16 protein-coding genes are annotated in these 18,655 nt (G+C 46.0%); 8 read left to right on the top strand and 8 right to left on the bottom strand.

All coding sequences use genetic code 11. From position 1 onward, the window contains the following. Nucleotides 1-225 precede the first annotated feature (225 nt). Nucleotides 226-2,646 (bottom strand): sucrose synthase, encoded by a 2,421-nt coding sequence (locus H6F52_RS14115; protein WP_190429972.1) that lies wholly within the window; start codon nucleotides 2,644-2,646, stop codon nucleotides 226-228. 184 nt (nucleotides 2,647-2,830) lie between these two features. Further along, a complete protein-coding gene (locus tag H6F52_RS14110) occupies nucleotides 2,831-4,354 on the bottom strand; it encodes a carboxypeptidase M32 (RefSeq protein ID WP_190535636.1) in 1,524 nt (507 codons plus the stop codon). A 460-nt stretch (nucleotides 4,355-4,814) separates the two neighbouring features. On the opposite strand from H6F52_RS14110, the gene H6F52_RS14105 reads away from it, so the two are divergent. Next, nucleotides 4,815-5,018 (top strand): hypothetical protein, encoded by a 204-nt coding sequence (locus H6F52_RS14105; protein ID WP_190535634.1) that lies wholly within the window; start codon nucleotides 4,815-4,817, stop codon nucleotides 5,016-5,018. A 7-nt stretch (nucleotides 5,019-5,025) separates the two neighbouring features. On the opposite strand, the gene H6F52_RS14100 is transcribed toward H6F52_RS14105, so the two are convergent. Beyond that, a complete protein-coding gene (locus tag H6F52_RS14100) occupies nucleotides 5,026-5,955 on the bottom strand; it encodes a tetratricopeptide repeat protein (RefSeq protein ID WP_190535632.1) in 930 nt (309 codons plus the stop codon). 565 nt (nucleotides 5,956-6,520) lie between these two features. Between H6F52_RS14100 and H6F52_RS14095 the strand changes: the two genes are divergently transcribed. The 3 genes from H6F52_RS14095 (at nucleotide 6,521) to H6F52_RS14085 (ending at nucleotide 9,394) form a co-directional block, all read left to right on the top strand. Beyond that, complete coding sequence (locus H6F52_RS14095) at nucleotides 6,521-7,948, top strand: aspartate ammonia-lyase (protein WP_190535630.1); 1,428 nt, start codon at nucleotides 6,521-6,523, stop codon at nucleotides 7,946-7,948. Nucleotides 7,949-8,007: 59 nt separating this feature from the next. Further along, a complete protein-coding gene (locus H6F52_RS14090; protein WP_190535628.1) occupies nucleotides 8,008-8,310 on the top strand; it encodes a hypothetical protein in 303 nt (100 codons plus the stop codon). A 121-nt stretch (nucleotides 8,311-8,431) separates the two neighbouring features. Then, nucleotides 8,432-9,394, top strand: a complete 963-nt coding sequence (locus H6F52_RS14085; RefSeq protein ID WP_190535626.1) for a DUF362 domain-containing protein — start codon at nucleotides 8,432-8,434, stop codon at nucleotides 9,392-9,394. A 263-nt stretch (nucleotides 9,395-9,657) separates the two neighbouring features. Here H6F52_RS14085 and H6F52_RS14080 read toward each other — a convergent pair whose 3' ends face one another. Then, the gene (locus H6F52_RS14080) at nucleotides 9,658-9,903 is read right to left on the bottom strand and encodes an HNH endonuclease (protein ID WP_190535624.1); all 246 of its coding nucleotides are present in this window, start codon (nucleotides 9,901-9,903) and stop codon (nucleotides 9,658-9,660) included. 33 nt (nucleotides 9,904-9,936) lie between these two features. Between H6F52_RS14080 and H6F52_RS14075 the strand changes: the two genes are divergently transcribed. Continuing rightward, nucleotides 9,937-10,230 (top strand): DUF4090 family protein, encoded by a 294-nt coding sequence (locus H6F52_RS14075; protein ID WP_190535623.1) that lies wholly within the window; start codon nucleotides 9,937-9,939, stop codon nucleotides 10,228-10,230. A gap of 64 nt (nucleotides 10,231-10,294) precedes the next feature. On the opposite strand, the gene H6F52_RS14070 is transcribed toward H6F52_RS14075, so the two are convergent. Both H6F52_RS14070 and H6F52_RS14065 read right to left on the bottom strand, forming a co-directional pair. Further along, a complete protein-coding gene (locus H6F52_RS14070) occupies nucleotides 10,295-10,687 on the bottom strand; it encodes a KGK domain-containing protein (protein WP_190535621.1) in 393 nt (130 codons plus the stop codon). 154 nt (nucleotides 10,688-10,841) lie between these two features. Then, the gene (locus H6F52_RS14065; RefSeq protein WP_190535651.1) at nucleotides 10,842-13,298 is read right to left on the bottom strand and encodes a dynamin family protein; all 2,457 of its coding nucleotides are present in this window, start codon (nucleotides 13,296-13,298) and stop codon (nucleotides 10,842-10,844) included. A 137-nt stretch (nucleotides 13,299-13,435) separates the two neighbouring features. On the opposite strand from H6F52_RS14065, the gene H6F52_RS14060 reads away from it, so the two are divergent. The 3 genes from H6F52_RS14060 to H6F52_RS14050 all read left to right on the top strand — a co-directional run bounded on the left by H6F52_RS14060 (nucleotide 13,436) and on the right by H6F52_RS14050 (nucleotide 16,380). Further along, complete coding sequence (locus H6F52_RS14060; protein ID WP_190535619.1) at nucleotides 13,436-13,840, top strand: PPC domain-containing DNA-binding protein; 405 nt, start codon at nucleotides 13,436-13,438, stop codon at nucleotides 13,838-13,840. A 356-nt stretch (nucleotides 13,841-14,196) separates the two neighbouring features. Further along, complete coding sequence (locus H6F52_RS14055; protein ID WP_190535617.1) at nucleotides 14,197-15,684, top strand: DUF2157 domain-containing protein; 1,488 nt, start codon at nucleotides 14,197-14,199, stop codon at nucleotides 15,682-15,684. A gap of 15 nt (nucleotides 15,685-15,699) precedes the next feature. Further along, nucleotides 15,700-16,380: a GDYXXLXY domain-containing protein gene (locus H6F52_RS14050; RefSeq protein WP_190535616.1), complete on the top strand. Its 681-nt coding sequence runs from the start codon at nucleotides 15,700-15,702 to the stop codon at nucleotides 16,378-16,380. Nucleotides 16,381-16,471: 91 nt separating this feature from the next. Here H6F52_RS14050 and H6F52_RS14045 read toward each other — a convergent pair whose 3' ends face one another. Continuing rightward, entirely contained in the window at nucleotides 16,472-16,714 is a 243-nt protein-coding gene (locus tag H6F52_RS14045) for a hypothetical protein (protein ID WP_190430108.1), read from the bottom strand. A gap of 110 nt (nucleotides 16,715-16,824) precedes the next feature. Further along, nucleotides 16,825-18,639 carry a signal peptide peptidase SppA gene (gene sppA / locus H6F52_RS14040; RefSeq protein ID WP_190535614.1) on the bottom strand — a complete coding sequence of 605 codons (1,815 nt, stop codon included), beginning with the start codon at nucleotides 18,637-18,639 and terminating at the stop codon, nucleotides 16,825-16,827. Nucleotides 18,640-18,655 lie beyond the last annotated feature (16 nt).

The raw sequence follows: 18,655 nt of genomic DNA, 5'->3' as shown, positions 1-18,655 counted from the left end.
CTCTTGCTAAATGTTTCAGAATTTGTAATTCTACATCCATTGCCCTACTTACCTTCCAGAGTTTTTTCTTTTAATCCTTTTATTCAGAATACTCGGAAAGTGACAGAAGAGGGATATCTGCGACCTTCTCTTAGCTCCCAATAAATTGGGGGTTGCAGGGATCGAAACGTAATGCAAATCACGTCAGATCCCCCTAGCATCCAATTTATTAAGAGGAGAAACTCCCTATCGCTGCATTTGCTGTTCCAACAGTTTCTGCGCTCTCGGCTTGTAAATTAAATAGAACAACGCCTCAATGTAACGCAGTAGATCTTCGCGGTTCTCCTTGGAAGTATAATTCCAGAAGCCGTAAATCCGAGCTAAAGATAGAAGTTTGGTTGTGTGAATCTTCCACGTGTAGGTGCTATAAACTCGATCTATCGCTCGTGTAGAAATTTCGTACCAGTAGTTAGGATTTTGGTCGCACTTAGATACAAACTCCAGGATTTTTTCCGCCATCTCTTCAAGATGCGTCGGGTTAATGTAGAACCCATTAAACTTATCCTGAATAATTTCTAACGGGCCACCAAATTGAGTGGCGAATGTCGGTAAACCAGAAATCATCGCCTCCAAAATTGTCAGACCAAAAGCTTCAAATAGCGCTGGTTGAACAAAGACACCTTGGCGATCGGCAATCACCCGATAAATTTCACCGGAGTCGGTTTTAGAAAGGCGCACGCCTAGCCAGCGAATTTTGCCTTGTAGATTGTACTTTTCAATGATTTGGTAAAGCTTAACAATTTCATCTTTTTCTTCGTTATCGCTTGATTCCTCAACGCGCAACTTCCCAGCAACTAAAATTAAGTTGCAATGTTCTTGTAAAGCTTCGTTCTTGCCAAAACACTCAGCCAATCCGGTAAGATTTTTGATTCGGTCGAGACGAGCCATTGAGAAGAGGGGGCGCTTGTTTGGATCGTCCAATTTCCCTAAAATTTGGGACGGATCTTCGAGGGTAAAGAGCATCTCCTCGATCCGGGCGCGATCGCTCGGTATGCGATCTTCGGTACGCGAATAGGGAAAATAAGCATTTTCATTTACTCCAGGCGGCACCACGTTGAATTTGGGGCTAAATAGCTCAACTCCGCTCACTACATGGTACAAATCCGGCATCGTGAAACACTTGTAAGATTCATACTGTCCCACACTATCCGGCGTTCCGACAATTTCTTGATAAGTGCTGCTAATGATGAAATTTGCAGCATTCATCGCAATTAAATCGGCAGTGAATTGTAGGGAGAAATGATACTTTTCTTCCAAGTCGTTCCAGTAGAGGTTACTGAAAAGATATTTAGATTTTTCTAAGGCGTGGGCAATATTACACTGAGTCACCTTCAAGCGACGCGCCAGTAAAAATGCCACCAAATTACCATCGGAATAATTTCCGACAATTAAGTCGGGCTTACCTTGAAATTCTGCCAGCAGCTCTTTTTCCGAGTCGATGGCATAGCTTTCTAGATAAGGCCAAAACTCAAACCGGGAAATCCAGTTTTGAGTCACTTTGGGATTAAACTCTCGCAAAGGCACTCGCAAAATCCAAGCATTATCTGTGCCGTGAACTTTTTCTAAGCGTTGGTTACACAAAGTACCATCGCTATTCGGAATTAAGCGAGAGAGAATAATTACTTTCGGCTCAACACCTAGAACATCCAACCCAGCCAGCGAGAGGTCTTCTTGCATCTGCTGTTCGAGACTCTTGGCTTGGTCGAGGACGTAAACGACCTGTCCGCCAGTATCCGGACGTCCCAAGACACCTTCCTGCCCAAACCAACCGTGGGGAGACACGAGGACAATCCGGAAGACCATTGGAATCCGGGAGAGGAAAGCTTCTAGAGTCTGATGATCGGGGGAGTCGAGGAGTTCATCAAGAATTTCTAGAGTTTCCCGCACCCGTCCGGCGGTGTTTCCCCACCCAGGCTCAAAGCCCATTGCTTGCAAATCATACCGAAATTCATCGTAGCTTTGCTCAAAAGGGCGATCGCCCAAAAATCCCAAAGCTTGCTTGACACGACTAGAAAGTTGCTGCTGCGATTTAATTCGCCCGTTGATCAGCAGTTGCAGATTGTTATAGGAATGGACGCTTAAAAATTGAAACAAGCTCTCCAGCCATTGTCCGGGGTCTTGAAAGAGTTTGCTCGATAAATAACGGTTGAGATACTGTACCCCCTTACCAATATTTTTAGGGTCGCGAATGGTCGGGGTATAGTCGTAAAACGGCTGAAAATCGAGTTCTAGGATGTCGCCTTCCTGGGGATGGAAGCGATTCACCAGGCGATCGCGTACATCCAGCAGTTCTTGCACCGTCATTGGTTCGACAATTAAATCTTCCGTTAACCGATAGATTTCTTGAGAAGCAATGGTTGGGCGGACGATCAAACAGATGTTTCCATCCTCCCGAATAATTTCTTGAGTGTAGTAAATTAATTTACCTAAATGGGAGGATTGGTCAAAATGTTCAGGCTTTTGGTGATTTGTGCAGTATTCGGAAAAAGCATTGAGAATGTCGTTTCTCAGTAAATACGACTTGTCCTGTTGGCGTAACTCACTCACAAATTGGCGCAGATCGATTTTTTCATCACTCTCTAAAACAGCCTGAATCAAATCGGACATGACAACTCCCTAGATTAGTTCAATAACATTCACAAAGACTAAACTACAAAATGTTTTTCCTGGTGACGCCCTTCCGAAGGTGGAAGGAGTACGTCTCAAACCAAAATTAATTCACCGTTCATCTTTCTTAAGAGTGAATCGGCTAGGCTATGCCTAGCCTAGCTTCTTTTCACGCTATTGTGTATCACAAAGCGTAAATTTCTCCGTATTTTTGCTGAATATAACGAATCAAGGGATTAATACTCAAACAATTGCCAGTGACGCGCTCGATAATTTCAGCGGCGGTATATTTCTGTCCATGTTGGTAAATATTCTCTCTCAGCCAATTATGTAGAGTGCTGAACTTCCCTTGCTCGATTTCGGCAGGAATTTGGGGATTCGCCTTGAGTGCAGCTTCAAAAAACTGGGCGCTCATCATGTTGCCGAGAGTATATCCTTGGAACATTCCGCCGATGCTACCAGTGTACCAATGGACATCCTGCATGACGCCAACGCTGTCGTTGGGGGGGACAACACCCAAGTCCGATCTGTAGCGTTCGTTCCAAGCTTCCGGGAGATCGCGCACTGCCAGCTTGCCTTCCAGTAGCGCCAATTCCAAGTCAAAGCGGATCATGACGTGGAGGTTGTAGGTGACTTCGTCGGCATCGGTACGAATGAGCGATCGCTCGACTTTATTAATCGCCCGGTAGAATGTCTCCAGGGGTACATTACTAAGTTGATTTGGGAAAGCTGCTTGCAGTTGCGGATAGCAGAATTTCCAGAAGTTGCGGCTGCGTCCCACCTGATTTTCCCACAGCCGTGATTGGCTTTCATGCACCCCCGATGAGGTGCCGGTGGCTAAAGGCGTCCCTTCATATTCTGGGTTAATCCCTTGCTCGTACAAGGCGTGTCCCATCTCGTGAATGGTGCTAAACAGTGCCTCATTCAGATCGTTCTCTCTAACGCGGGTAGTAATTCGCACATCCCCAATCGAGAAATTGGTCATAAATGGGTGCAGTGTCTTATCTTGTCGTCCCCGTTGGAAGTCATATCCAATCTGTTCGATCACCTTTAAGCTAAACGCTAGCTGTTCGTCTTCTGGAAAAGTTTGGTGCAAGCAACTATCATCGGCAATCGGTTGGGAAGCGATCGCATTTACAATTGGAACCAGTTCTTGACGGAGTTCCGCAAAGAGCGATCGCACGGTTGAAGCCTTCATCCCATAATCGGCACCGTCAATCAGCGGATCTGCAATATGCTCGTAGCCAGAGAAAAAGCTGGCATAGTCGCGGCACAGATCCAGCGTTTTTTCCAGATAAGGCTGCACAGCGGCAAAGTTATTTTCCGGACGTGCTTTTGCCCAAGCACCATAAGACTGAGTTCGGTGGAGAGACATTTTTGCCATAAAATCCGCTGGCACTCGCACCGCGCGCTCGTAGCTGCGTCTGACGACACGAATTAGGCTGGCTTCATCAGAGTCGTAGGGCAAGCTTTCCTCGTAGGGACGCAAATCTTCCAACAGTTGCGCGATCGCTGGATCGCTAAACTTAGTATGGGCAATTTGCCGCAGAGTCGCCATCTGTCGCCCTCGCGCTGCTGCACCCCCAGGCGGCATATAGGTCGCTTGATCCCAGTAGAGTAGGGAAGACGCTGAATTAATGTCGTCGATTTCGGTGAGGCGGGTTTTGAGTTCTTGAAGTTTGGGGTGAGTCTTGTCCAGAGTCTGCATGATTCGCTGTTGATACTCGTTTCCTATAGTGTGGCGCAGGACGAGCAAATATCAGTCCAACCACCGTTCGCGATATGTCACTTTCCCCAGCTTGCTCAATCGCAAAAGCGACGACCGTTTCACTCAGCCGGATACTTCTATTTTTCATGCGTTCAATCGGTTGCTACATTGAAACTAGATACCCTTGCCGCTTGGCACGCAGCAAAATGTCTATAGAACCTGTTAGTGAAAGCCGCTTAATCTAGCAATCCGCCTACCAACGGCTGCGTTCATACAGACGGTTTGGATCCCTTCATTTGTTGCCGTTCAGCGACGCAGAGATGTCTGCTACTGTCGTCCCGCTTGGCGCATTCATGACATTAGGATGCACCAAAAGGAAGGTTATAACGTGTATTTGAATGACTGTGAGGAAATGGTGAATTAACTACTGGGACGAACAGGTAATCGTAAAAAATCAGCTGTGGCGGTTGGAAAATGTACCTGTAATCAAACCCAAAGTAGACGATTAGGTGACTTAGCGCTGTTCACATGGTTGGAGACAGCGGCAAGACCTTATACAGTGAAAGAACTGGTAGCGATCGCTAAAGAACCGCTTGATCGAACAGATGTCGGTAGGGTGGAGGCGTCTATCTCCAACCCTACATTGAAGGGGAATGAGCAATAAAACTGGATCAAAACCTGGGTGCTTCCAGCATCGCCTCAAACAAATCCCGATCGCGAACCGCGTCAAAATCTGGGTCGTATTTCGCCATTTCCAGATATTTTTCCGGACTCAGACGAATCGCTTGTTGCAAGTTGTGGACTGTCTGCTCGACATTGCCCAGCAAAGCATAGTAGCAAGCTTTGTTATACCAAGCGGTGGGGTAGTCAGTCTGAAGTTGTAACGCTTTATCACAAGCAGCGATCGCTTCTTCGTAGCGAGCTAATTTCCCTAGAGCAATGGCTTGGTTGAACCAAGCTTTGTAGTATTCCGAATTAATTTCCAAACTTCTTTGGAAGCTAGAAATTGCCTTTTCATAAAGCCCCCAATCATTTAGGGTAATGCCTCGGTTGTACCAAGCATTGCAGGAATCTGGTTTAAACTCAATCGCCCGGTCATAGCTATGAATCGCCTGTTCGTAATGATTGAGTTGGGCAAGAGCATTGCCTCGGTTGTACCATGCCCAGTAGGCGTCTGGACGCAGCTTCAGGGTCCGGTCAAAGCTGGCGACCGCTTTTTCATAGAAACCCCAGTCAATTAAGGTAATGCCCCGGTTGTGCCACGCAGCGGAAGCATCCGGGTTAAATTCTATGGCGCGATCAAAGCTATTAAGCGCCTGTTCGTAGCGACATAATTTCCCCAGCGCAATACCCCGGTTGAACCAAACCCAAGAAGCATCAGGTTGAATTGACAAGGCGTTGTCGAAGCTGGCGATCGCTTCTTCATGGCGACCTAAATTCCCTAGGGCAAAACCCCGCTGCGATAAGGCATCGGGGTAATTGGGTTCGCACTTGAGGGCGTTGTCTAAACAAGCGATCGCCGCTTCATATTTTGCCGACTGAAGCTGGCGTAGTCCTTGCTGGAAGAAGAATTCTGCTTCGAGGCTAATAGTTTGACCCATAGAATTTTGCATCTTACTTTAGGAGGATCTTGTATTTAAGATTCCCAAAACAATAACATAAGTCAACATCAAGACGGTAAATCCCTTTCTAAAATACATTCAAAGCAAGAACGATAAATTCCAGATGACCGCTGGGCAAAGGATTCAGCCGCTGGAGGCAACAAAAAATTTCCTTGAGCAGTCGGTACGGTAATCCTTATTTAACCTCTCTCTCACCCACCTGGTGCCAAGGGAGGAGCGATAAATATCCTCTTCTATAAAAAATTGACTCCGCTTCCCTCTCTCTTAGGGCAGGATTAGGAACCCTGGGCAGGGGTTATCCCATCTTAGATTTGGGATTTCAGATTCTGGGTGACACCAGTCTTGTCAGTAGACACTTCTAACAATTTATTTGTGCCGACCTTCAGGTGAAATGGGATTTAGACGGATCTTTTCTCAGAAGGATTGCGCCGGTATTGCGTAATCCTTCTGAGAAAAGAATGCTGCCAAATCTGAAGACTGACTCATCGCATCCCCCAGCTAGACATGGGATGATCTCATCTAAAAGAATCCATAGACAACTAACATGAGTGAACAGATAGGTAGAACCTACCGCATCGAACGCGATTCAATGGGCGATCGCCAAATCTTGGATAACGTTTACTACGGCATTCAGACGCTACGGGCGATTGAAAATTTCCCGATTAGTGGAATTAAGCCGTTACCCACTTATATTGATGCTTGCGTGCTGATTAAGAAAGCAGCAGCGATCGCAAATGGGGAACTTGGCTGCATTCCCCCAGAAATCAGTCAGGTGATTGTCCAGGCGACGGATGAAGTGCTTTCCGGGAAGTTCCGCGATCAGTTTGTCGTGGATGTCTACCAGGCGGGTGCGGGGACTTCGCACCACATGAATATCAACGAAGTATTGGCGAATCGGGCGCTGGAACTGCTGGGCGATGAAAAAGGCAATTACAAGCGCGTCAGTCCCAATGATCATGTTAATTACGGTCAATCGACGAACGATGTAATTCCCACGGCGATTCGGATTGGGGCGCTGGTGGCGCTGGAGAGGACACTGTACCCAGCTTTAGCCGATGCGATCGCTACTTTGGATAACAAGGCTGAGGAATTTCAAGATGTCGTCAAATCTGGAAGAACCCATCTGCAAGACGCCGTACCCGTACGACTGGGCGAAAACTTCCGCGCTTGGGGGCAAATTCTCGCAGAACACATGATTCGCATCGAGAGGGCGTCTGAAGATTTAATGGCGCTGGGTTTGGGTGGAAGTGCGGCGGGAACTGGGTTAAATACCCATCCCGAATATTGCGATCGCGTTGCCCAATTATTATCAGAATTAATCGACCAACCCTTGCGCCCAGCCCCTCATCTGATGGCGGCAATGCAGAGTATGGCACCTTTTGTCAGCGTTTCCGGTAGTTTGCGGAACTTAGCCCAGGATTGCGTCAAGATATCTCATGACTTACGGCTGATGGATTCCGGGCCAAAAACAGGTTTAAAGGAAATTCAGCTACCGCCAGTACAGCCTGGATCGTCGATTATGCCGGGGAAATATAACCCGGTGATGGCAGAAATGACTTCGATGGTGTGTTTTCAGGTGATGGGGTACGATTCGGCGATCGCTTTAGCTGCCCAAGCGGGACAGTTAGAGTTAAATGTGATGATGCCGCTGATTGCCTATAACTTGATTCACAGTATTGAAATTTTGGGCAATACCTTAAGCGCACTGACGCAGCGTTGTTTGGAAGGAATTACCGCCAATCGCGATCGCTGCCTTGCCTATGCAGAAGGAAGCCTCGCCCTCGTTACTGCCCTCAATCCCCACATCGGCTATCTCAACGCGGCTGCTGTTGCCAAAGAATCTCTCGAAACTGGCAAATCCTTGCGGCAAATTGTCCTAGAACGAGAGTTGATGAGTTCCGAAGAACTAGCCAAGGTCTTAGACTTGGAGGAAATGAGTGCGATGTCAGGAGTGCAGCGTCCGGAGTTGTAGATACACCAAAATTTGCATCTATCCAAAACTCAAAACTTTCTAACCAGGAGTCTTGTTCTATGCATAGTCATGATGGTTTGACCCAGTTGACTTTTCACTATATTGATGGGCACACAGAATCCTTTACTGTCTATGAGTCAGTAGAGGAAGGCTTAGAAACGAAGCAGGAAATTCGGCAAGAAATCCGTCGGCTTTTAGATAAATCCTGGTGGATTCTCCACTTACCTGAAGAAACGGTTTTTATTAACACCGCCAATATTACCAAAGTTGAGGTGAAGCCCCCGATTCCTCACCTCCAGGGAGAAGATGTCTTCTCGAATGCCCAGCGGGTAACTGCCCTGACTCGTGGCAGCAATCGCTGAGAATTTGAGATTTTAGATTAAGAATTGCCAGGTCTTCATGAGAATTGGAGGCTGGCAATTCTCGCTTTAATTGATTCAAAATTCTTGTATTCGCTCAATCCTCAATTACAAACGCAGAATCATGAAACCTTCCGTTAGTTTAATTCGTGCGAATTCCTACGATCGGCAATTATTGCGAGAATCGGTGGAAAATTTGCTGGAACCGTTGGGAGGAATCAAAGCTTTTGTCAAAGCAGGCGATCGCGTTCTCCTGAAGCCCAATTTACTCACTGGCGGACATCCGAGTAAAGAATGTGTCACCCGTCCCGAACTGGTTCACTGTGTTGCCAAACTGGTACAGGAAGCGGGTGGCAAGCCTTTCCTGGGAGACAGTCCCGCGTTTGGCAGCGCGATGGGTGTGGCAAAGGCAAATGGTTATCTTCCCCTTATGGAAGAACTCAATTTGCCGCTAGTGGAATTTACAGGGAAGCGTTACGAAACCGTTAGCGAAGGGTTCAACCATCTGTTGTTGTGCAAAGAAGCAATGGATGCAGATGTAGTAATCAACCTGCCTAAACTGAAATCCCACTGTCAGCTAACGATGACAATGGGGGTCAAAAACTTATTCGGTTGCGTACCGGGAAAAATGAAAGCCTGGTGGCACATGGAAGCGGGGAAAGATAGTGCCCGATTTGGGGAAATGTTAGTAGAAACTGCAAGGGCAATTAATCCTACCCTAACGATTTTAGATGCAATTATCGGGCATGAAGGGAACGGCCCTAGCGGTGGCGAACCTCGCTTCCTAGGAATTTTAGCGGCATCGGCTGATGTATTTGCCCTGGATCGGGCGATTGTGGAAATTCTCAATGTAGATCCTCTCAACGTCCCTACTATGGCGGCTTCGATGAGGTTAGGACTATGCACAAATGTGGAGGAAATTGACTTTCCCCAACTGCATACGGATGATCTAAAGGTGCTGGATTGGCAACTTCCTACTAACATGATGCCTATCGACTTCGCGATGCCTCGCGTGATTAAGTCCACGTTTAGGCATCTTTATATCCGGTTTATCAAGGAACCGATGAATGCCTACGCAGGACGATAAGAGTTTACCGATAAAAAACTCGGTTTTTATCGAAACTGGGTTTAGAAAGCTATCAAATAAACAGCTTTGAGGCAGATTCGGTAAATTCTGTTACAGTAGGATACAAAATCATCAGCGTAATCTATTATCTACCCTCCGATTGCTTAGGAAGACCGCCCTGACTCATGCTAGAGGCGGTTTTTTTCTGCCTGCCAAATGACGGAGTGTTAGCAGCGCTGCGCGGACGGTATATTTTTAAAACCGAGTCTGGTGTGTTTTCTAGATTAAAGATCGAAATAACGCCGGAACCGAGGATCTAAATGGTTGGTTTTGCGCTGATTACAGGGGAGACAGAGGGTTTGTAGATTGCTGATGTCATTGGAACCGCCACAAGAGAGCGGTATGATGTGGTCAATCGTGAGATTTGCTTCTAGCGACGTTTTGCCACAACTTTGACACTGAAAGCGATCGCGCTGAAACACATACTTCCTGACTTCTGGCGGGATGCGAATTCTGGGTGTTTTAGTCATAAAATGCTCTTGTAAACACGATCCCACGCTGCAATGACTTCAGAGAATCAAACAACTACAGGTGCTGATGCGATTGATGTAGCGATCGCTCAGGGAATTGATTTTAACGGTTCCCCGATTCCAACACCCAAACTAGAATTGTACACAAAAGTAATGGGGTTGGAAGCTGGGCGGCAGCGCAGCGGCGTATCCAATACGATGCGTTCTAGAATTGTTCGCATCGGCGCTAAGCATATTCCCCAAGAAGAACTCAACCAGATGCTAATCGATGCCGACTTTGCGCCGCTGAAAGATAAAGAAATCGCTTTTTACTATAGCGGCAAATAGTCTTAGTAATTACAATTCCCCCTAGATGAATGAAACTCTAGGGGATTTTTTATAAATTTTTCTCCTAGTTTTCTTGGTTAATTATCTTACGAAGATCGTCAAGCGGCGATTCCGATTGGCTAATCTCTGGTATTTTTTCAGCATCAGGTTCATCAGGACAAAACTCTACAGCAACTTGGAGTTTGAGTCTAAGTCTTCCTTTTTTCCAGCCCTTAGCACCGATTCTGAGTATTTCACAATCTATACCTTTGTTAAATAATATATTGGGAGGTCGAAGGTTATCAATCTTATTTATTGATACTTCTTTAAATGATAATGAATAAATTAGCGCCTCTACTACTGAGTCGGTATGGGATGCTTCATTCACTGCTTTCTTGACTTTACCGACTTTGAATAGTTCTGGAAATGAAAAAACATCATCTTCGTTGAAATCTATCACGTCTATCCAGTTTTCCATGCTAATCTCCAACTATTTATTTTTACAAGAACCAGCAAATAGAGTTCGCGGCTGTATAAACAAAGTTCACATACGCGGAGTAATAGATTTGAAACCCGCGTAGGCGGGTTTCGTTTGTGTAGCCGCGATTTCCAATCGCCAAGGCTATGATGAACTATGCTTCTGAATGAACAACTCCATTACCCATAGCGCTAACCTTGGCAGCTTCTAAACTAGGCTCAATTGAGCTAACATCAGAATCAGCAATTACAGGCAGTTGACGATCGTACAAGCCTATCGCCTGCAAACAACCATTGATACTGGCAACCGCAGAGTTGTAAGCCGCTATTTTTTGCTCAACTGTACTTTGCAAACGGCGATTGTTAGCAATTTTTTCCTCAGCTTCTTGTTCTAGTGTTTGCTCTAAATAAGCACGAGCTTGAGTGTACTGCTGTAATATTTCATCAGCTTGATGCGCTGCCATTGGCAATAAATTAGTGGTGAGAGTTTGATTAACGGTTGCTGGAAAACCACTACTAATTGTTGCTTTGACTTTTGGCTCAAAATCTAACTTTAACAACTGACGGATTGCCGGTTCTGCTGCTATCATACTTTCACAACCATAACTTTGGGAAGTTTGCAACAACGTTTGCCGAAATTGATAAATCGAGAAAGTACCTTCATCGTAAAAGCGAGGACTTTCACGGACATAGCGATTGCATTCGTCACTTGCTGCATTGACTAAAGCATGATGAACCTGTTTTTCTATCTCTTTTAACTTTTGCTCAATCCCGCCATCATTGCCTAGCAAACGATAAAGCTGGCGATAGTAGTCAGATTTATGAACTTGTTCCACTAAACGCTGGAATAGGTTAGTAACTACTTCCTGACAAGACTCTTTCAAAATATCCTCTAGTTGATTTGCCAAGTAATAAAGCGCCTCAACTAAAACAGCAATCAAAGGTGCTGTAGAATTGCGAGGATGGCTGAGGATAGCGCGACTATAAGCATCTGCAACCGAGAAAGTATCCAGCAACTCATCTAAACGCCGAACCATTCGAGATTGCAGTTGGCGAAAATCTGCCTCGAAAGCGCTAGATTGACCTGTTACAACCTGATTTAATTCTTCTGTAATATGCTGGTGAAATTCTTGACCAATTTGCTGTAACTGCTGGTTAAGGCGTTGTAATTCCTGCGTCTTCATTGCCTCAATTTCGCGGGGTTGGCTATCCAAGTCGCGCAGCGCAGATTGGTAATGTTTCTTCAGACTAATGCAGGCATCTTCGAGATCGTCAGCTAGATTCTTGAACAGTTGAGGACGCTTCTCTTTGGTAAGATAGTCTGTAACAGCAGCGCGAAACTCTTCTATTCCACTATCTTGAATTAACTGTTGAATGATAGGTGTACCTTGCTCAGCTAAAATCCGCACGTAATTTTCATTTGGGGATTCGTAGCTATTAACGGAAATCCGGAACTTGTTAGGAGGTAATTTTCCAGAATTCGCGCAGTAGTTATTAAAGGCTGTAACAAATTGTGGTGTTTCTTCTCGTTCATCCAAGCCTTTAACACTATCAGCAAAGACAGAATCTAAACCAAAGCGATCGCGTCCACTGGTCTGCTTAATCTGACTGCCGTAAAATCCTAATAGTCCGCTCGTTTTATAAACCCTAGTAGTATCTCGAAACTGAGCGCTAATCAAACCGTCTAAACGTTGCCTTAACTGACTGTTATACCAAGTTTCATCGATCCGGTTGAAGGCAAAGAATACGCGATCGCGTATCCCCGGATTTGAGCGCATTTTCTCCAGCAGTTCCGTTTCTTCCTTCGTCATGTCGCCAGCAGACGCGGGTTTGAGAACGCACACCACCGCTGACGTATCCGGATGTTCAATCTTAGCGTAGGTCAGTTGTGCGTCTTTCTCCACTGGCGCATCAATTCCCGGCGTATCAATAATCACATTTCCATCCCGCAACAGCGGATGATAACAGTAATACTCAATTCGCTTCAAAACCGCGCTGTTACTGCCACGGCGAGCATAACCAGCCGCTTCTTTGAGGTTGGAGAAGTTAAATTGCTCCATTGAATATGTAGCATTATTAACCGTATTGATGCGATCGCGATTGGCAACAAATCCCTCCAACAACAACATCAACGCATTCGCTTGTTTTGCTCTTTCTGATTTACTTTCTCCACCCTCAATCTCGATAATCGCTTGGCATCCATCGCTTAGCAATTGAATCACTTCAGATTGATTAATATTGCTAGCTGTCCCTAACCCCAGCATCTGAGATACCGCACTTGCCTGTTCCCGAATTTCTACCTCACTCAGAAACGTCAGCACCACTCGTTCTTTATCCGGTTCGGCGTACTCAATTTTACATTCCGTACCTGTAGCGTGTCCCTCCGCACTGTAAAGCAATTCCCGCTCTAACAGAGCGTTAATTAACATCGATTTCCCTGCACTAAAAGCTCCCGCAAATACAATCTCAAACTTAGGGGAAATCGCTTTACCGAGAGATGTCTGTACGGGTGTAACATCTTGCGATCGCAGAGACGGCTCCTGATGCAACAGTTGTAGTATAGTCTCGACCTGTTCTTTCAGATTTTGACACTGAGGCGGCAATTCAGGCACAGTTTGCATCCTATCAATATAAAGTAGAAGCCTTTACGCATATTTTAGGAATGGCAATTCATGACGGGTATGATGGAATTACCGATACAATTAGTAATTATTCGCGTAATCCCAGTATATTTACCAGTCTTTAATTCATGAAAGTATTTGCTATTCGTCTGAAGCCAGATCAAGATTTAAAAAAAAGCTTACAAGATTTTGCAATCAAGCAAAATCTTCAATCGGGCTTTATCTTAACCGGAGTTGGCAGCTTGAAAAAAGCGACTCTTCGCTTTGCAAATCACAGGTATAGTACAGCTTTTAACGACAATTTTGAAATTATTTCTCTCAATGGCACTTTGGAAGCAACTGGTATTCACCTGCATATCGCCATTGCGAATAAAGAAGGAAAAACCATTGGTGGACATTTAATGGAAGGCTGTATTATCTATACTACTGCCGAAATTGTCATCGGAGTTAGCGAAGAATTCACTTTTTTAAGAACAATGGATGAGCAGACAGGCTATAAAGAGTTGGAGATTTTCCCAAACACTAATTATTAACTAAATGCTATTTAGCCTTAAATTACTTAAAGTCAAATAGGTCAGCAGTCTACAAAAATGTATTGCCAAGTTGTCGGCCTAAGAACAGCCAAGGACAAATTCCCCGTTTTTTCCTGACATCAAAGAAAGCAAGGAGGAAAAGGTTAAGGATGAATTAAGAGTTCAAGAAACTTTGCTTGTTCGCCTAAGTCATCGAATAGACGCCGACTGAGTTTAAGCAGTAACGTAGAAGGTTTTCCCATCTGTAGATAGTGAATCTAACTGTCACATCCCCTTGAATTGAATCATGGGAGGGCGTTAAAACTAAGTTTATAGTCAAAAAAATTAGACTACAGAGCGGATTGTAATTGAGGGTTATGGTTTCAGATAAATTTCGCCGTCAGTTACGTCAGGAAGCAAATCTTTGGCGAACTGAGGGGCTGATTGATGCTCAACTATACGAACAGTTATCAGAGCGTTATCAATTTAATAGGCTGGAGACTGCTGCCCGCGATCGCTTTGTGATGATCTTGTTAGGGTTGGGGAGTATCCTCATTGGCTTGGGGACGATTAGCTTTGTGGCAGCGAACTGGCAGGAGTTGCCGCGAAATGGCAAAGTAACGCTGCTACTGAGTTTGTTTATTGGAGTGAATATTGCTGGTTTTTATCTGTGGCGGCGTCCGAATGGGGCGCAACAACGTCTCGGTCATGGATTCTTGCTCTTAGGAGCAATCATTTTAGGGGCAAATATGGGGCTGATGGGTCAGATGTTTCACATCAGCGGTCCCTTCTATGAGTTATTGCTAGCGTGGGGAGTCGGTGTGCTAGCAATGGCTTACAGCTTGCGTTTGACTTCCTTAAGCGTGCTGGCAATCATCATTATCGGATTGGGGTACTGGAGTTTTTGGTGGAACTGGGAAGGGGCAAGTTGGTCAAATTCTTACTATTATGAGGAGTTTTCCTGGTCATCCCAGATGGGACAACATATGCCGCTGTTGGCAAGCTTGATGTTTGTGCCGCTGGCATACTGGTGTCGTTCTCGCGTGATTTTTGGACTGGCAGCGATCGCAGTTATTTCTTCTTTGGAAGCAAACCTCCGACCGCTCAGCTTAGGACTATTTAATCTATTTTCCCTGAAGTCTACGGGTATCGTATTAGCGATCGCCTTGGCACTGCCCCCCGCACTGTTGTGGGGCTATGATGACTCGCTGTGGGTCTACAGTGACTTAAATCGGGTTCCCAAGCCAAACCAAATCTTTCCCGCCTCTTGGCAAGGGGGAAGCTGGGGAGGTTCCTTTCGACCCCTCGCCCGTCGTTTGGCGCTGGTATTTCTAGGCGTTGTACTTTATCTGTCGTCCTCGCTTTGGTTCTGGGGTGTTTTATCCAAAATGTCTTCTGCGGAGCAATCCGCGAGAGTTACTTGGTTTCCCCTGGTAGATGTAGTGATTTTGAGTGGGTTGGCAATCTTTGCGTGGTTGCGTCTGCTGTGGCTTACCAGAAGCCCTCGCACTCGTCGGGAGGAAATTCTGACCACAATTGCCATCGGTGTCTTCATCTGCTTTATGGCGGGGATACCCGTTTGGCATCTCACCGTCCAGCCAATTCCCCTGCTTGCCACTTTTATTGGCAATGTGCTGTTGTTCTTGTTAGCCGCGGGATTGATGCGCCAAGGGCTAGCACAAGCAGAACGCAGCGCCTTCTGGGGGGGCATGATGCTATTAATTGTGCGAATTCTGACTTGGTTTGTGTTGTCTGCGACGGGATTAGTATTCAAATCCTTGCTGTTTATTCTGTGCGGTATCACTGCGATCGCTATCGGGCTTTGGTTCGAGCGCTATGTCCACACGCTGGAAATTAAAAATTGACTCAGAGGATTTTTAATGAGGCACACTTCTCAATCATCTTCAATCGCTCCGACTCTCATAGAGCCACAAAAGCGAATGCCTGCTTGGAGACTCTGGGTGCCTCTCCTGTTGCAAACGGCGATCGTTCTTGCCGCACCTGCCCAGCCACTTTACACTAACCTCACTGGGAAAACGGTCGTTCTCAAGACGGTTCCCGTAGACCCATACGATTTCTTGCGTGGCTATTCGCAGACGCTAAGCTATGACATCTCGCGTCAAGAGAATTTGCGATCGCTTCCGGGTTGGAAAGGGTTAGTAAAACAACACCTCGAAGCAAAAGCAACGGATTTGCCACCGTCCGTACCGCCTTTAAATTCTTTACCGACAGGAATTCGCTTCTACGTGATTTTAGAAGCGCCTGCTGCTAAAACAAATTCTCCCCAAGCATGGAAACCCGTGCGGGTGAGTAGCAAGATGCCCAAATCTTTGCCAGCAAATCAGATAGCGTTAAAGGGCAAATCTAGCGGTAATTCCATCGACTACGGCTTAGAAAGCTACTATATGCCAGAAGCGCGGCGGGATGAAATTAACCAAGATATTTATCAAGCCCGATCGGACAGACAACGGCAAGCGATTGTGGTGGAAGCCAAGGTGGATGCCCAAGGTCGTGCAGTACCGATTAGCTTCTGGGTAAGCGATCGCCGTTATCGATTTTAATAGGAGAATTTTAATAGGGGAATGAAAGTATGGCTAATTGTTCGACATATCTTATCAATTAGCGATACTTTCATTACTAAGAACAAACTTTCTAATCTTCTTGCCGCTTTAGCTGCAAAGTAGCACCCAGTGCTGCTCCTGCTCCCGCTATCAAACCCATACACATTCCTTGAATCGTTTGGCTCGTGGGGTCTTGCATCAAGCATTCACTGGTAGGCGTTTTGGCTTGCAGACATTGATTACTATCTATCCAGTTGGAGACGCCTCCCACAAGGATACCAGCAGCACTACAAGAAACGATCAGCAGGACAAAGCGGTTAGATTTTCTATCCATAGATAGAGGCTTTTAAGTACTTGGTTAGCTATTCCGTTCAGTCTACTCTACCTATCGGCAGACTGTTACCGTATATTCCACATTTTCAACTGCCTATTCCGGACGTTGCACTAATCAATTCGCAAATTATAGGGCAAACGGGCGTAAATACCTCTAGGATCGTTCATTGTTTTGAGCGCTACTAATTCTTCTTGTAACTTGAGGAGTTCTGCACTCAGCAGATCGGATGGCTGCTTGGTTTGGGCATTGTCCCCACCGGCAAACTGTTTCAAAATGCGTTGTTCTAGACTGCGAACCTTGGGGTACTCTTCCAGCTCCCAATTCTCACCCAGTTTAGCGGCAACGGCAGCAGATTTGATCGCATCATCAATACCGCCAATCTCATCAACCAGTCCCAGTTGCTTGGCATCTTGACCCGACCACACTCGTCCTTGGGCAATCTCAGCGACTTTCTGCTTTGAGAGTTTTCGAGAATCCGCCACTTTGTTGAGGAACTGACCGTAAATTTGGTTAACAAATCGCTGATGAATCGCCAATTCTTGAGGCGTTTTGGGACGAGAAACCGTATTGCTATCCGCAAATTTGGAAGTTTTGACGACATCCCAGGTGATGCCATTATTATTCGCAAGCTTTTGGAAATTGAGCAGCATCCCAAAGACACCGATCGAGCCGGTAATAGTATTTGGTTCGGCGTAAATCTGGTTAGCATAGGTGGAAATCCAGTAGCCACCGGATGCTGCCATATCTCCCATAGAAACGATGATTGGCTTCACCTGACGAGTTAGCCGTACCTCTCGCTGAATCACCTCAGACGCCGAGGCGCTACCGCCGGGACTATTTACCCGTAGCACGACTGCCTTCACATCTTTATCAAGCCGCAGCCGTCGCAGCTGTCTGGCAAAGCGATCGCCTCCTACTTGCCGAGAGCCACCTTCGCCGTCTACGATTTCCCCTTCGGCGTAAAGTAGGGCAATTTTGTTGTCAGAAGTGCGATTTTTCCCTTCGGTTTGAGTCGCTCTAGCGTAAGTAGCAAGGCTAATTTGACGGAATGTTTTATTCTCTTCGGTTCTGCCAGTTAGCTTTTTCAGGTCTGCCACCACCTGATCTAAATACGCCACCCGATCCACAAAGCCACGCTTTTTCGCATCCGGTGCGGTTAATATTCCTTGAGTGTCTGCGATCGCTTGTAGCTGTTTCGGGTTTAATTTTCGACCCTGGCTCACTGTTGTCAAAAAGTCTCCCCACAAATCGCCCAACAAATTCTGAGTTTGTTGTCGGTTCTCCGGACTCAGTTTCGTGAGTACATAAGGTTCCACCGCTGACTTAAATTTCCCGACCCGGATCACCTGAACCCCAACCCCGTATTTCTGCAAGGCTCCTGTTAGGAACATCGACTCAGAACGCAAACCGTTCATTTCGATTGTTCCCAACGGGTTCATTACAATGGTGTCTGCCACTGAGCTTAAATAATATTCCCGTTTCCCCAAATCCATGTTGTAGGCAATAATCTTTTTGCCAGACTTACGGAATTTTTCCAGCGCCGAACGGACTTCTTTGAGCGTGGCAAACCCGCTGCTAGAACTAGAGGAACCACTGCCGTCTAGATATACGCCTACAATCCGCTTATCTTTAGTTGCCTGCTCAAGGGCATTCAAAACCGTTCGCAGCCGCACGCTATTATTTTCCTCACCAGATAAAGCTTCGCTGATTGCTTCGCTGGTGCTGGATATCGGATCGCTATCCGTAATCGTCAAAGACTGATCGATTACCAGTACCGATTTATCCTCAACTTCCGGCCCTGTATCTTTAGATGCCACCGCAATCAATAACAAGATTAGCCCGCTCGTTCCCAAACCGAAAAATAGGATGAGTCCGAATAGGCTTCCAAGCAAGCTAGCAAAAGTTTGTTTTAGGAAACTACGCATTAGGCTGGGGTTAGGG

It is taken from the genome of Coleofasciculus sp. FACHB-542, assembly GCF_014695825.1.
Taxonomy (GTDB): domain Bacteria; phylum Cyanobacteriota; class Cyanobacteriia; order Cyanobacteriales; family FACHB-T130; genus FACHB-T130.
This window is presented reverse-complemented; position numbering and strand designations above follow the sequence as displayed.